Raw genomic sequence first — 14,061 nt, 5'->3', positions numbered from 1 at the left:
CATCATCCTTTCACCGCGCCGGCGGCGATGCCGCGCACGAAGAGCTTGCCGGAAATGAAGTAGACGATAAGCGGAACCAGCCCCGTCAGGATGGTCGCGGCCATGTTGACATTGTATTCCTTCACGCCCTGGACCGAGTTGACGATGTTGTTGAGCTGCACCGTCATCGGATAAGTGTCGGGGCGGGTGTAGACGACGCCGAACAGGAAGTCGTTCCAGATGCCGGTCACCTGCAGGATGATGGCGACCACGAAGATCGGCAGCGACATCGRCAGCATGATGCGCAGATAGATGCCCCAGAAGCCGGCGCCGTCGACGCGCGCCGCGCGGAACAGCTCCTCCGGCATCGAGGTGAAATAGTTGCGGAACAAGAGCGTCAGGATCGGCATGCCGAAGATCGAATGCACGATCACCAGTCCGGTCAGCGTGCCGTAGATGCCGATCTCGCGCAGGATGATGACGATCGGATAGATCATCACCTGGTAGGGGATGAAGGCGCCGACGATCAGGATGATGAAGAAGGTGTCGGCGCCCTTGAAGCGCCAGTTGGCCAGGGCATAGCCGTTCACCGAGGCGATCGCGATCGAGAGCAGCACCGACGGCACGGTGATGCGCACGGAATTCCAAAAACCGCGCGAGAGCCCGTCGCAGTTGAGCCCGGTGCAGGCGCTCGCCCAGGCTTTGACCCAGGGCTCGAAAGTGATCTCCATCGGCGGCGAGAAGATGTTGCCGAGGCGGATTTCCGGCATGCCTTTCAGCGAGGTGACGATCATCACGTAGAGCGGCAGAAGATAGTAGAGCGCCACGACGATCAGCGTGCCGTAGAGGAAGATGTTGCGGCGCGACAGCACGTGCCGCGGTTTCGGCCCGCTCGGGCCGGTGGCATGGCGCCGCAGCGCCTGTGCGCTGGTGGACAGGGAGGCGACGTCAGCCACGCTTCTTGCCTCCGAATTCGAGATAGGCCCATGGCACGATGACGATCACCACCGACAACAGCATCATGGTCGAGGCGGCAAAACCCTGGCCGAGATTCTGGGCGAAGAACATGTAGTCGTAGACATATTTGGCCGGCACTTCGGAGGCGATGCCGGGGCCGCCGCTGGTCTGCGCCACGACCAGGTCGTAGACCTTGACGATGCCGGCGGCGATGATCACCAGCGTGGTGATGAAGACCGGCCGCATCATCGGGATGACGATGAAGAGATAGGTCTTCCAGGCGGGAATGCCGTCCACCCTCGCCGCCTTCCAGATATCCTCGTCGATGCCGCGCAGGCCGGCGAGCATCAGGCACATGATCAGCCCCGTGCCCTGCCAGAGCGCGGCGATCGAAATGCCGTAGATGACGATGCTGGAATTGTAGAGCGGATCGAAGCTGAAGCTCGTCCAGCCGAGGTCGCGCACGACTCGCTGCACGCCGAAATCCGGATTGAGCAGCCATTGCCAGACCAGCCCGGTGACGATGAAGGACAGCGCGAAGGGATAGAGGAAGATGGTGCGGAACGTGTCCTCGAAGCGGATCTTCTGGTCGAGCAGGGCTGCAAGCAGGAAGCCGATGACCAGCGAGAACACCAGCGAGATCGCGCCGTAGATCAAAAGGTTCTCGATCGAGATCAGCCAGYGCGATGTCGACCAGAGCCGGTGATATTGGTCGAGCCCGACGAAGTTGAGCCGCGGCAGGAGCTTCGAATTGGTGAAGGAATAGAGCACCGTCCACGCCGTGCCGCCGACGAACACCACCAGCGCGGTGAGCACCATCGGGATCGATGCGACCTTGGCGTTCAGGTTACGGAAAAGCTTACTCGGGCGTTCGCTGTTGCTCATCTCGGCAGCCGGGCTGGGACAATGAGGGCGTCATGCTCCCGACCCCGCTGGAATGGGGCCGGGAGCCGGCGGGGGCGCCGGTTGTTCAGTCCGCTGAGCCGATGATCTCGGCGAAGCGCTTCTGCGCCTCTTCGAGCGTCATATCGGGCTTGGCGAAGAACTCGGAGAACAGGTCTTCCTTCTGCTTCTGGCTGTCTTGCGAGAGCAGCTGGTCCGTCCACGGCATGACGGCGCCCTTGGCGAGAATGGCGAGGCCCTTCTTCATGCAGTCATTGGCCGTGTTGAGGTCGACGTCGCCGCGCACCGGCAGCGAGCCCTTCTTGAGATTGAAGGCGACCTGGGTCTTCGGATCGAGCAGGGTCTCGGCAAGCACCACCTGCGCCTTGGCCTTCGCCTCGTCCTTGAGCAGCGGGAAGTAGAAGGCGTCGCCGCCGGTGGCTATGACTTCATTCAGGCCGAGACCGGGCAAGCAGGTGTAGTCCTTGCCGGCGGTCTTGCCGGCGACCTGGAACTCGCCCTGCGCCCAGTCGCCCATGATCTGGCCGGCGGCCTTGCCGGTGATGACCAGATTGGTCGCCTGGTTCCAGTCCTGGACATTGGTGTTCTTGGCCATCTTGCGGGCGTCGTCCGCCGCCTTGAACACCTTGGCGATCTCCGGACCGGCCGCGAAGGCGGCGTCCTTGTCCTTGTAGACCTTGAGGAACGTGTCGGTGCCGCCGACCGCGGCCATCAGCACGTCGAAGGCGCCGGAGGCCTGCCAGGCCTGTCCGCCGACCGCGAGCGGGATGATGCCGGCCTTTTCCAGCGCCGGAGCGTCGGCCACGAATTCATTCCAGTCCTTCGGCAGCGGCAGCCCGGCCTTCTGGAAAGCCTCGTTGGACAGCCACAGCCACTGCCAGGAGTGGATGTTGACCGGCACGCAATAGATCTTGCCGTCGATGGTGCAGCTGTCGAGCAGGCTCTTCGGCCGCACGATCTCCGTCCACTTGTCCTTGGTGGCGATGTCGGTGAGGTCGCGCATCAGCCCGGCCTGCACCAGTTCCTCGGCCTGACGGCCGTGGTTGAACTGGGTGGCGCCCATTGGATCGCCGCCGGTGATGCGGCTGATCATGATCGGCCGCGCCGTGCCGCCGGAGCCGGCAATGGCGCCGTCGACCCAGTGATTGCCCGTCGCGTCGAATGCCTTGGCAAGCTCGGCCACCGCCGCCGCCTCGCCGCCCGAAGTCCACCAATGGGTGACTTCCAGGTCGGTCGCGGCCGCCGGACCGGCGACGTTGAGCGCAACCGTCGCGGCAAAGGCGGCAGTCAGGAATTTGTATCGCATTTCGGCTTCCTCCCAGAATCTGAAACGTTACAGATTTTCGATACGGCAAATGACTCGCATAGGCAACCCCTCGCCTCAAGGCAGATTGAGATTTTTTCGAGCCGCGAACAAAATCTTTCTATCAAAGCGCCAATGCCGGCATCAAAGTGGCCGGCCGGCGCCGGAATCGATCCCGAAACGATATTTCTTTGTGATTCCAATGGCTTTCAGCTCACCTCCGCATCCAGATGTGAATGGTCGCGATCTTGCCGGTCAATCGCGAAGATTGGCAATCTGTAACGTTTCAGTATATTGAACCCAGCCACGGGCCAAGGGTCGCGCAATTGTCAACACCGCACGATTGCCGGTCGGCCCCGCGGCTGCTATGCGCCTGACGGGCGGGACGAATGGATAGACGGGTAACGAAGAAGGGCGACGACGACGCGTCGGGCAAGGAGCGGCCGACGCTGAAGACGCTTGCCTTCATGACCGGGCTTGGCGTCACGACGGTCTCGCGCGCGCTGAAGGATGCGCCCGAGATCGGCGCCGAGACCAGACGTCGCGTCCAGCTCGTCGCCAAGCAGATCGGCTATCGTCCGAACCGCGCGGGCGTGCGCTTGAGGACAGGCAAGACCAACGTCATCTCGCTTGTGCTGAACACCGAGCACGAGCTGATGAGCTTCGTCTCGGACATCATCTACGGCGTTACCGAGGTGATCGCCGACACGCCCTACCATCTGATCGTCACACCCTATTCACGCTCGCAGGATCCGCTCGACCCGGTGCGCTACCTGGTCGAGACGGGCTCGGCCGACGGCGTCATCATCTCACGCACCCAGCCCAACGACCCGCGGGCGCGCTACATGCTGGAGCACGGCATTCCCTTCGCCACGCATGGCCGCACCGACATGGGGTTGGTGCATCCCTATCACGACTTCGACAATTACGCCTTTGCCGGGGAGGCCGTCCGCTATCTCGCCGGCAGGGGCCGCAACCGGCTGGCGCTTGTCACCCCGCCGGTCGGCCTCACCTATTACGGCCATACGGTGAACGGCTTTGCCGATGCGCTGAGCGAGGTGGGGGCCTCAGAGGTGCCGTTCAACACCGTCTCCATCGACCAGTCGATCGAGCAGATCAGGACGCGGACCGCGCAATTGATGCGGCGCAAGGACCGGCCCGACGGCTTCGTCAGCAGCGCCGCCGCCGCGACGCTTGCCATCGTGGCCGGCATCGAGGACGCCGGGCTGCAGCTCGGCCGCGACGTCGACGTGGTGTCGAAACAATCGTCCGAACTGCTGCATCTGTTCCGACGGGAACTGCTCGTCGTCAACGAGAATTTTAGGCTCGCCGGCTCCGAGCTCGCCCGCGCCGTGCTCGGCTGGATTGGCGGCAAGGACCCCGGCTCGCTGCAATCGCTCAGCACGCCGAGCGAGGTTTTGCCTTATCGCGGATAGTCCTGGTTCCTGACCAAATGATTTTGCCGGGTTGCGACCACGGCGGAGATTTGCCGGAACCCCTCAGCTTCGTCATCCACGGGCGGAGCGGAAGCGAAGCGGACGCGCAGACCCGAGGATCCATTCCGTGAATTCCGAGAGCTGCAGCGATGCAGACAAAGGTGCTGTCGGAGCGCTTTACTGGACCGCTGCATTCTATGGCAGGCGTCACGGCATGGATCCTCGGGTCTGCGCCGCGTCGCTTCGCTCCTTGCTTCGCCCGTGGATGACGACGGGAGAGCCGTCTGAGCCAAACCTAAGCTGCCCCGCTCCCCCACGGCCCGTGAAACGCGCCCTGCTCGCCGATCCGCTCAAAGCCATGCGCGCCGAAGAAGTCGCGCTGCGCCTGGATCAGGTTCGACGTGCCGCGTCCCTGCCGGTAGCTGTCGAAATAGGCGAGCGCCGAGGACAGCGCCGGCACCGGCGAGCCGGCCTCGGAGGCGCGCGCCACGATGCGCCTGAGCGACGGATGCGCCTCCTTCATCATGGCGATGAAGGCCGGCGCCATCAGAAGGTTGGTGGAAGCGCTGCCGGAACCGAGGGCCTCGGCCATCGTGTCGAGCATCTGCGAACGGATGATGCAGCCGGCGCGCCAGATCTTGGCGATGGTCGGCATCGGCAGGTTCCAGTTGAACTCCTTCGAGGCGCCGCTCATCACCGCGAAACCCTGCGCGTAAGCCGCGATCTTGCCGGCGAACAGCGCCAACTCCAGATCCTTGAGCAGTGCGGCCTTGTCACCTGAAATCTTCTCGACGCCTATATTGCCATAGGCCTTTTCCGCCGCCTGCCGCTCGTCCTTGATCGAGGACAATACGCGCGCCGCCACCGCGGCCTCGATCGCCGTCGCCGGAATGCCGAGTTGCTGCGCCTCGATGACCGACCATTTGCCGGTGCCCTTCTGCCCCGCGCGGTCGAGGATGATGTCGACCACCGGCTTGCCGGTCTTGGGATCGTCGGCGGCCAGCACCTTGGCGGTGATCTCGATCAGGTAGGAGTTGAGCCGACCCTGGTTCCAGCCGCCGAAAACCTTGCCGATCTCCTTGGGCGCCATGCCGAGCCCGTCGCGCAGGATGCCGTAGATCTCGGCGATCATCTGCATGTCGGCATATTCGATGCCGTTGTGGATGGTCTTGACGAAATGGCCGGCGCCATCATGGCCGAGCCAGGCCGCGCAAGGCTCGTCCTTGAACTTGGCGGAAATCGCCGTCAGCACTTTCTCGACGCGCTTCCAGGATTCTTCGGTGCCGCCGACCATGATCGACGGGCCATGGCGCGCGCCTTCCTCGCCCCCCGACACGCCCATGCCGATGAAGGTCAGGCCCGAGCCGGACAGCTCCGAGAAGCGCCGCATCGTATCGCGGAAATTGGCGTTGCCGGCATCGATGACGATGTCGTTGTCGGAAAGCACGCCGCGCAGTGCCGCGATCTGCTCGTCGACCGGCTTGCCGGCCAGCACCATGATGATGATCGGCCGCGGCGGGCGGATCGCAGCGGCAAGCTCCTCCAGGCTGTAGCAGGGAACGACCATGTCCTTCAGCGCGCCGGCGCTCTCGACGAAAGCGTCGGTGCGCGACGGCGTGCGGTTGAAGACGGCGATGCGGTGCCCGTGCTCGGCGATGTTGAGCGCCAGGTTGGAACCCATCGTGCCAAGGCCGATCAGGCCGATTTCGGCTTTTTCCATCGTTTCTTCCCTGCTTTCGAATGCTTGTTGTGGCCGCGTTTCGGGCGATGCCCACTGTTTCGCAAGATGAATGACGGGCCTTGGCGGCGGCGTCAACCGCCTCGCCGATTTGTGTCGCGTTAGCGCTGAGTGAGATTCAGGTCAGGCCGAGCCGAGAATGGTGGGTTTCGAGAACCGGAGCGGAGCGTACTTAAGTACGTGAGCACCGGAAGCGCAGAAAACCGCCGTTCGTAGGCCGGCCTCACCTGAATATCACTTAGCGCGGATGTCGATCGGCGCCTCGATTTTCACCACCTCGAAGTCCGAAACGAGGATATCGAGCCTTGCGTTCCAGCGGCCGGGCAGCGGAATGACGAGATTGTCGACTCGCCAGGTTCCGTCTCCGGGCTTCGTCGCCGGCCGCTTGATCGGCTCGATGCCGGAATCCGGCTTCGACAGCACCAGCGTCACCGCCTTGGCGTCCACCGGTCCGAAATCGCCGGTCATGATCATCATCGAAGCAGCGACCTCGCCGGCATGTCCAGGCGTGATGCTGAGATCGGCCATCGCCTTCAGCGTGTGGATGTGGATCGACGCCGGCTGCGCCGCGGCGATCGCCAGCGCGCGCGGCGGCGGAGTGAAGCGCCAGCCGGCGGCGACGCCGAAGATGGCAAGCACGATGACCACCTCGATGCCGATCGAGCGCACCAGCCGCCGCTGCACCTCGGTGTCGCCGGCCTCGGCGGGCGCCGTCAGCGTCCAGCGATTGACCGCGGCAAGCGTGAACAGGAAAAGCAGCAGCGCCAGCTTCAGGAGCAACAGCCGGCCATAGGACGTGTTGATCAACGCTGCCGGCTGCTCAACCTGGATGATTGCCAGCACGATGCCGCTGGCGGCGAGCACGGCGACGACAGGCAGAATCGCGCGGGAGAAGCGCCGGAGAAAGGCTTTTGCCTCCGCCGGCTGCTGCCGTAGCGCAAGGCCGAGCGGCGCCAGCGAACCGGCCCAGAAGGCTATTGCGGTGCCGTGCAGGAACACCAGCGGCCGCGTCAGCCATTGCGGCTCGGCGGCACTGGCATGGCCGCTCGCGGCAAGGGCGGCGCCGACACCGAGCAATGCTGCGCTCGCCGACAGCTTGCGAAAGCCTGCCGGCCCGGCGAGCGAAAGCAGCGCGAGGCCAAGCGCGATCAGGCCGATCAGCACCGTCCAGACGTAGCTCGTCTCCAGCGCGGTCTTCCAGACTGTCGGTGCCGCAAGGCGCGCGAGCGGCGCGCCGAGCCCATCCAAGCCCTGCAGGCCGAGCGACACCGGCGCTGCAACGAGGCCGAAAAGCAGTGCGGAAGCGACAAGGCGTTGGCCGCGGCGCCAGTCCTCGGCCAGCCAGGCGAGCGCGAACGCGCCGCCGGCGCCGAGGAAGAGGCCGGCATAGAGAAAGAGCCTGGCCACCCAGATCGCCCCGCGCAGCGTCCAGTCGACGGCTTCGCCCGCCACCGGCGCGGCACTTGGCGCCCCGATGGAAAACAGCGCCGAGCCGCCGATCGGATGGCCGTCGACCGACACCACCCGCCAGCTGAGCACATGCGTGCCGGATTTGAGCGTCTCGGGATTGTCGATCTCGACCGTCTGGTCGTTGAGGCGGAAGGATGTCAGCGCAAGCTGCGAGCCGTCCGGCCGCACGAGTGTCAGCACCAGCGGCGAGACGGGCTCGCTGAAGGTCAGCGAGAATTTGGCGGGACTTTGCGTCAGCACCGCGCCGTCGGCCGGATCGGTCGCGACCAGCGCCGCATGCGCGAAGGCGCGGCCGGGCATGGCCAATACCGCCATCGCCACCAGCACCGCCACCAGCCAGGAAAGCAGGCCGGCATGCAGGCGGATCGAGGAAGGCTGTGCTGCGTTCATGCCGTCACAACAGGAAATGGTGGCGCGCCCTGATGGAGCGCGCCAACGAAAGATCATTTCTTCGGCAGCAATTTGATGCCGGGCGCCGGAGTTTCCAAGGCGTCCTCGCCCTGGCCGGCCGCCGGGATCTCAATCCAGCGATCGGTCGCGTCGCCGCATTCCTGCACCACCGGGAAATAGAGCATCTGGCCGGCCGGCAGATCGGCCGCCAGCGAGGCGCGGAACACGAACTCGTCATAGAACTCGTCAGGCAAATTGCCGCCGCTCCAATCCACTTCCTTGACGCCGGTGGTCAGCGTTTCGCCATAGAGCTGGTAGGATTTCTCGTACTTGCCCTTCTTGGTCTGCAGCGTCCAGCCGGGCTTGGGCATCGGCTTCACTGAAATCACGCCTTCAGGAATCTGCACGCGCACCGCGGTCGTCGCCTTGCCCTCGCAGCCATGCGGCACGCGAAAGACCGCCTTGTAGGTCGAGCCGACAGCCGCTTCCTGCGTTTCGAGCGTGATGTGGGCGAGCGCGGCATTGGTCCCGAACGCGCAAAGCACGCCCGCCGCCAAAAGATATTTCTTCATGAATTGTCCCTCTGATTTCGAACAGGCGGATTACTCGGCGTGGTCCATGTCCATATCGCTACTGCCCGTCTCGCCCATGCCTTCGACGACAAACTCGACCTTGACGCTACCGGCCTTCTCGAAGGTCAGCGTCGCCGGGAACTTCTCGCCCTGCTTCGGCTGTCGCTTCAGGCCGACGAACATCAGGTGATAGGCACCGGGCTTCAGCGCGACCTTGCCGCCGGCCGGGATCTCCAGCCCACCCTCGACCGGCCGCATGGTCATGACGCCGTCCTTGATGCCCATCTCATGCAGTTCGGCCTTGTCGGAGATGTCGGAGGAAATCGACAGCAGCCGGTCGGGCGCGCTGCCCTTGTTGGTCACAGTGAAATAGCCGCCTGCCACCTTGGCGCCGGGCGGCGTCGCCCGCGACCAGGGGTGCTCGATCTCGAGATCGCCGACCTTGAACTCATGCGCGAGGGCGGCGGGAATGCAGGCGACGAGCAAAAGCAGGGTGAGCACGGCGAGGCCGACGCGATGCTGGAGGTGGAAGGGCGGCGCGCCGCGAAAGGCGAAGGCTTGCGCCATGGAAAGAAGATTGGACATGGTTGCTCCATGAATATGAGGATCGCGCCGCTTTGCGGCCGCGACAGTCTGATCTTTGGATGAATAGGCTCGCGGAAGGTTCCGCGGATCAGACCATTGCCGGCGGCGCGCGCGGATTGGCCGGAGAGCGATCACGGGCGAAGTCGAGATGCTGGAAGGCCGGGACCACAAAAGCGACGGTCTCGAACGCCGTCGCCCCATGAAGCGCACTCGCTTCCGGCGGCGGCAGATGCGCCGGCGAAACCATGCTGCAGCCGAGCGAGCAGCAGGCCGGCATGTGCTGCTGGTGGGAATCCCCACCGGGTGGTTTTACGGCCCCTTCATGCGTGCAGATGACGTTGCCGAAGGCGTCGARCTGCGACGGCGCGCCGAAGGCGAAAGCGCCGAGAGAGGACTGAAGCAACAGAAGCAGCGCCGCGACGAACGCGGCCGGCATGCTCCATCGTTTCAGCCCTATATCCAACGCCAAGCCTCTCCCGGAAACTTGATGGACCCTAACATGGACGATGCGGCCGGAAAATCGGCAAAACCGCGCTGCGGCAACACGGCACGACGCGTCTGTTCTTGTGGGTCTGTTGAGATTCAGGTGATGCCGGCCTGACCTGAATCTCAACAGACCCTAGGCGGGCTGCGCCTGCCGTCCTTCGGGAATCGAGCTCAGCAGCGTCTGGCGCGCCGACTTCAAATGCTTGCGGCAGGCGGCGTCAACCTTGCCGGGATCGCGCGATTTCAGCGCCGCGATATAGGCAAGATGCTCCTGCACGGCGACTTCGTTGCGCTGGCGCTCCTCGGCCTTGTTCCATTGGTAGTGGTAGTGGAAGATCATCGCGATCACATCGTAGAAGTCGACGATGAAGCGGTTGTGCGAGGCGCGGTGGATCAGCCGGTGGAAGCGCTCGTCGAGCTCGGAGAATTCGTTGAAGCGCGTGGCGATCTCGCTGGCGAGCTGGCGATGCTCGACCTCCAGCCGGTCGAGATCGGCCCACACCGCGCTATCCTCCGGCAGCGCGGCGAAAGCCGCTGCCGAGCGCAGCTCGAACATCTCGCGGATTTCGGTCAGTTCCAGCGCGAAGGCGCGCGTGAACCCCTTCAGCACCCAGTGGCTGTTGCGCCGCTTCTCGATCAGCCCGAAGCGCGAGAAGYGGATCAGGAACTCGCGCACGCTGGTGGTGCCGACGCCGATCTCGCGCRCCAGCTCCAGTTCGTTGATCTGCATGCCGGCCTCGGCGCCCTCAGCCAGCAGGCGCCRCATGAAGGAGCGCTCGATGATCTCGGYCAGCGAATCGGTCTCCTCCTCGGGGAAGAAATCCTCCGGCCGTGGCGCCCTGAGCACCGTCTTGCTGCGCTTGTTCCAGGCGATCAGCCCGGTTTCTTCCATGCGCGAAAGAATGCTGCGCACCGTGGTGCGGCTGACGCCGAGCAGCGTGCCGAGCTCCGGTTCCGAAGGCAGGCTCTTGGTTTCGTCGAGCAGCCGCAGACAGCGGTTGAAAGCGTCCTTGTAGACGTTGTTGCTCTTCGACATGCCCCGTATCCCCCAACGCTTGCGGCGGCTGGCCGGAAGCGCGATATGATCGGTCTCCTAGCGCAAGCCTCCGAAAAGCGGAACGTTTTTCGCCGGCTTGCCAACGGGCAGGCTCGGGCATCTATAGGACGCGCGCCACCTGCAGCGAAAAAACAATTGACGCAAAAATGTTTTTTCCCGATAAAAGACATTACCTTTAAACGGGCGCAAGTCAATCCGCCCGCATTCCCAGGATCACCCAGGACAGCCGCCCGTGACCGTCGCAAACACCATCCTTCTCTCCCCCTCCGATAATGTCGCCGTCGCCAACGGGCGCATCGAAATCGGCACGCCATTGCCGGGCGGCGCCGCCGCGACTGCCGTGATCGAGCCCGGCCACAAGGTGGCGATCAGGCCTATCGCCGCGGGCGAAGCGGTGGTGAAATACGCGCAGGCGATCGGCCGCGCCACGCAAGACATCGCGCCTGGCGAGCATGTTCACTCGCACAATCTGGTGTTCGAGAGCGGCCGCCTGCCGGTGGTGCCGCCAAGCGAGGCCGAGCACGCCACCGAGGCCGACCGCAAGCGCACCTTCATGGGCTACCGCCGCGCCGACGGGCGCGCCGGCACGCGCAACTTCATCGGCATCATCGCCAGCGTCAATTGTTCGGCCACCGTCTGCCACGCCATCGCCGACGAGGCCAATCGCAGGATTCTGCCGAAATATCCCGGCATCGACGGCTTCGTGCCGATCGTCCATGGCCAGGGCTGCGGCATGAGCGGCACGGGTGACGGCATGATGGTTCTGCACCGCACGCTTGCGGGCTATGCGCGCCATCCGAATTTCGGCGGCGTGATGATGGTCGGGCTGGGTTGCGAGGTCAACCAGCTCACCCTCTACGGCCAGAAGGGCGTCGCTGCCGGAAAACGCCATTTCAACATCCAGGAGGCCGGCGGCTCGCGCAAATCGGTCGAGAAGGCGATGGGCGTGCTCACCGAGATCGCCGAGGAAGTCGGCCACCTCAAGCGCGAGCCCATCCCGGTCAGCGAGATCGTCGTCGGCCTGCAATGCGGCGGCTCGGACGGCATGTCCGGCATCACCGCCAACCCGGCATTGGGCGCCGCTGTCGACATCCTGGCCGGCGTCGGCGGCATCGGCATCCTGTCGGAGACGACCGAGATCTACGGCGCCGAGCACCTGCTCGCCTACCGCGCCGCCTCGCCCGAGATCGCCGCCAAGCTCGACGGCTTCGTGAAATGGTGGGAGGACCACACCGCCAAGCACGGCGCCTCGATCGACAACAATCCCTCGCCCGGCAATAAGCGCGGCGGCCTGACCACGATCCTCGAGAAATCGCTGGGCGCGGTCGCCAAGGGCGGCCAGACGCCACTCAACGGCGTCTTCGGCTATGCCGAGAAGGTTTCGGGCAGCGGCCTGGTGTTCATGGACACGCCCGGCTACGACCCGGTCTCGGCCACCGGCCAGGTGGCCGGCGGCGCCAACGTCATCGTCTTCACCACCGGCCGCGGTTCCTGCTTCGGCTGCCGGCCGACGCCGTCGATCAAGGTCGCCACCAACTCGACCATGTATCACCAGATGGAAGAGGACATGGACGTAAATTGCGGCGTCATCGCCTCGGGCGAGAAGACGATTCCCGGCATGGGCCGCGAGATTTTCGAGCTGATCATCGAGACGGCGTCCGGCCGCAAGACCAAGAGCGAGGCGTTCGGCTACGGCGACAACGAATTCGTGCCCTGGCATCTCGGCGCGACGCTTTAACCTCGGGCCATTATCCCGGCAGCAACGCTACGGGCAGCAAGGAAGCCTGCCTTCACGATTGCGCGACCTTAAGATGGAATGAATATTCCATATTGACAGTAATGTGAAATTATCGTTCCATATCGACAAAGGAGGAACGGAAGCGCCCATGTGCCGCCAGGGAGGAGCTGGCGGAGCCGGACAAAGCTGATCCGGCATCACACAAACGGCACCAGACACCGCTTGCATCGGCCATGGCGATGCATTATCAAAAAACGGTATCTGTTTTTTATTGATAAAGTTCTGTTTGGGCCGCGCCTATCCAGATGGAGCTTCCGAAACCTTCACCAGGCGACTTTAGGGAGGAACCTAATGAAATTCGTGACCAGCCTTCTCAACCGCCGTGCTTTCGTGGCCTTGGCCGCCGCGTCGATGCTCGCCGGCGCGCTGCATTCCGCGCCCGCCTCGGCGGCCGACGTGACCATTCCGATCATCGTCAAGGACACCACCTCCTTCTACTGGCAGATCGTTCTGGCCGGCGCCCGCAAGGCGGGCAAGGACCTCGGCATCAACGTGCCGGAGCTCGGCGCCCAGGCCGAAACCGACGTCAACGGCCAGATCTCGATCCTCGAAAACGCCGTCGCCAGCAACCCGGCGGCCATCGTCATCTCGCCGACAGAGTTCAAGGCGCTCGGCAAGCCGATCGACGAGGCGGCCTCGAAGGTCAAGGTCATCGGCATCGACTCCGGCGCCGACTCCAAGGCCTTCACCTCCTTCCTCACCACAGACAACGTCCAGGGCGGCCGCGTGGCGGCTGACGGTCTCGCCGCCGCGATCGGCGCTGCCAATGGCGGCAAGGTCGAAGGCAAGGTCGCTCTGATCACCGCGCTTCCCGGCGCCGGTTCGCTGGAGCAGCGCAAGCAGGGCTTCATCGAACAGATCAAGGCCAAGTATCCGGGCCTCGAGTTGGTCGCCGACAAATATGCCGACGGCCAGGCCACCACCGGCCTCAACATCGCGACCGACCTGATCACCGCCAACCCGGACCTCAAGGGCATCTTCGCCTCCAACCTGATCATGGCGCAAGGCGTCGGCCAGGCGATCGCCGAGAACAATCTCGGCGGCAAGGTGGCGCTGATCGGCTTCGACAGCGACGAAAAGCTGATCAAGTTCCTCAACGACGGCGTCATCTCCGGCCTCGTCGTCCAGGACCCGTACCGGATGGGCTATGACGGCATCAAGACCGCCTGGGCCGCCTCGAAGGGCGAGAAGGTCGAAGCCAATGTCGACACCGGCGCCAACCTCGTCACGAAGGCCAACATGAAAGAACCCAAGATCGACGCGCTGCTCAACCCGAAGCTCAACTGAGCAGCGTCGTCACACTCGTTTCCGGGGCCTCGCGCCCCGGAAACATCCATCAGGCAATTTGGAAATCCGCCGGCCTGATCTAGCTTTTGACTCCAAGATG

Annotated in this window: 12 protein-coding genes; 3 read left to right on the top strand and 9 right to left on the bottom strand. The window is 64.1% G+C overall.

Annotated elements, in window-relative coordinates; translation table 11 throughout:
• Positions 1 to 2: 2 nt before the first annotated feature.
• From LCM4577_RS13485 to LCM4577_RS13475, 3 genes are all read right to left on the bottom strand, one after another.
• Positions 3 to 935 (bottom strand): carbohydrate ABC transporter permease, encoded by a 933-nt coding sequence (locus LCM4577_RS13485; RefSeq protein ID WP_071071657.1) that lies wholly within the window; start codon positions 933 to 935, stop codon positions 3 to 5.
• Positions 928 to 1,821 (bottom strand): carbohydrate ABC transporter permease, encoded by an 894-nt coding sequence (locus LCM4577_RS13480; protein ID WP_071071656.1) that lies wholly within the window; start codon positions 1,819 to 1,821, stop codon positions 928 to 930. The genes LCM4577_RS13485 and LCM4577_RS13480 overlap by 8 nt, the downstream gene beginning before the upstream one ends.
• 85 nt (positions 1,822 to 1,906) lie before the next feature.
• Positions 1,907 to 3,145 (bottom strand): ABC transporter substrate-binding protein, encoded by a 1,239-nt coding sequence (locus tag LCM4577_RS13475; protein ID WP_040987351.1) that lies wholly within the window; start codon positions 3,143 to 3,145, stop codon positions 1,907 to 1,909.
• A gap of 386 nt (positions 3,146 to 3,531) precedes the next feature.
• Here LCM4577_RS13475 and LCM4577_RS13470 point away from each other — a divergent pair, with 386 nt between their 5' ends.
• Positions 3,532 to 4,578: a LacI family transcriptional regulator gene (locus LCM4577_RS13470; protein ID WP_041010326.1), complete on the top strand. Its 1,047-nt coding sequence runs from the start codon at positions 3,532 to 3,534 to the stop codon at positions 4,576 to 4,578.
• A 295-nt stretch (positions 4,579 to 4,873) separates the two neighbouring features.
• On the opposite strand, the gene gndA is transcribed toward LCM4577_RS13470, so the two are convergent.
• The 6 genes from gndA to LCM4577_RS13440 all read right to left on the bottom strand — a co-directional run bounded on the left by gndA (position 4,874) and on the right by LCM4577_RS13440 (position 10,855).
• Positions 4,874 to 6,298 (bottom strand): NADP-dependent phosphogluconate dehydrogenase, encoded by a 1,425-nt coding sequence (gndA, locus tag LCM4577_RS13465; RefSeq protein WP_040987355.1) that lies wholly within the window; start codon positions 6,296 to 6,298, stop codon positions 4,874 to 4,876.
• Positions 6,299 to 6,550: 252 nt separating this feature from the next.
• Entirely contained in the window at positions 6,551 to 8,176 is a 1,626-nt protein-coding gene (locus LCM4577_RS13460; protein WP_071071655.1) for a copper resistance CopC/CopD family protein, read from the bottom strand.
• Positions 8,177 to 8,229: 53 nt separating this feature from the next.
• On the bottom strand, positions 8,230 to 8,748 hold the full coding sequence (locus LCM4577_RS13455) for a YcnI family protein (RefSeq protein WP_041006553.1): 519 nt from the start codon (positions 8,746 to 8,748) through the stop codon (positions 8,230 to 8,232).
• Positions 8,749 to 8,778: 30 nt separating this feature from the next.
• Positions 8,779 to 9,333 (bottom strand): copper chaperone PCu(A)C, encoded by a 555-nt coding sequence (locus tag LCM4577_RS13450; RefSeq protein ID WP_071071653.1) that lies wholly within the window; start codon positions 9,331 to 9,333, stop codon positions 8,779 to 8,781.
• 88 nt (positions 9,334 to 9,421) lie between these two features.
• Positions 9,422 to 9,769, bottom strand: coding sequence for a DUF2946 family protein (locus tag LCM4577_RS13445; RefSeq protein WP_071071651.1), 348 nt, complete (start codon positions 9,767 to 9,769; stop codon positions 9,422 to 9,424).
• Positions 9,770 to 9,952: 183 nt separating this feature from the next.
• Entirely contained in the window at positions 9,953 to 10,855 is a 903-nt protein-coding gene (locus tag LCM4577_RS13440) for a GntR family transcriptional regulator (RefSeq protein WP_071071649.1), read from the bottom strand.
• 253 nt (positions 10,856 to 11,108) lie between these two features.
• Between LCM4577_RS13440 and LCM4577_RS13435 the strand changes: the two genes are divergently transcribed.
• Both LCM4577_RS13435 and LCM4577_RS13430 read left to right on the top strand, forming a co-directional pair.
• Positions 11,109 to 12,614, top strand: a complete 1,506-nt coding sequence (locus tag LCM4577_RS13435) for a UxaA family hydrolase (RefSeq protein ID WP_071071647.1) — start codon at positions 11,109 to 11,111, stop codon at positions 12,612 to 12,614.
• Between the two features lie 351 nt (positions 12,615 to 12,965).
• Complete coding sequence (locus LCM4577_RS13430; RefSeq protein WP_071071645.1) at positions 12,966 to 13,961, top strand: ABC transporter substrate-binding protein; 996 nt, start codon at positions 12,966 to 12,968, stop codon at positions 13,959 to 13,961.
• Positions 13,962 to 14,061 lie beyond the last annotated feature (100 nt).

The sequence above is a fragment of the Mesorhizobium sp. LCM 4577 genome (assembly GCF_001854795.2).
Classification (GTDB): domain Bacteria; phylum Pseudomonadota; class Alphaproteobacteria; order Rhizobiales; family Rhizobiaceae; genus Mesorhizobium; species Mesorhizobium plurifarium.
The sequence above is the reverse complement of the archived record's forward strand: the minus strand, read 5'-3'. Positions and strand labels throughout refer to the sequence as shown.

Excerpts from the sequence above, each read along its gene's own strand:
- LCM4577_RS13430 (WP_071071645.1), top strand. The coding sequence starts at position 12,966 with ATGAAATTCGTGACCAGCCTTCTCAACCGCCGTGCTTTCGTGGCCTTG.
- LCM4577_RS13475 (WP_040987351.1), bottom strand. The coding sequence starts at position 3,145 with ATGCGATACAAATTCCTGACTGCCGCCTTTGCCGCGACGGTTGCGCTC.
- LCM4577_RS13450 (WP_071071653.1), bottom strand. The coding sequence starts at position 9,333 with ATGTCCAATCTTCTTTCCATGGCGCAAGCCTTCGCCTTTCGCGGCGCG.
- LCM4577_RS13470 (WP_041010326.1), top strand. The coding sequence starts at position 3,532 with ATGGATAGACGGGTAACGAAGAAGGGCGACGACGACGCGTCGGGCAAG.
- gndA (WP_040987355.1), bottom strand. The coding sequence starts at position 6,298 with ATGGAAAAAGCCGAAATCGGCCTGATCGGCCTTGGCACGATGGGTTCC.
- LCM4577_RS13455 (WP_041006553.1), bottom strand. The coding sequence starts at position 8,748 with ATGAAGAAATATCTTTTGGCGGCGGGCGTGCTTTGCGCGTTCGGGACC.
- LCM4577_RS13460 (WP_071071655.1), bottom strand. The coding sequence starts at position 8,176 with ATGAACGCAGCACAGCCTTCCTCGATCCGCCTGCATGCCGGCCTGCTT.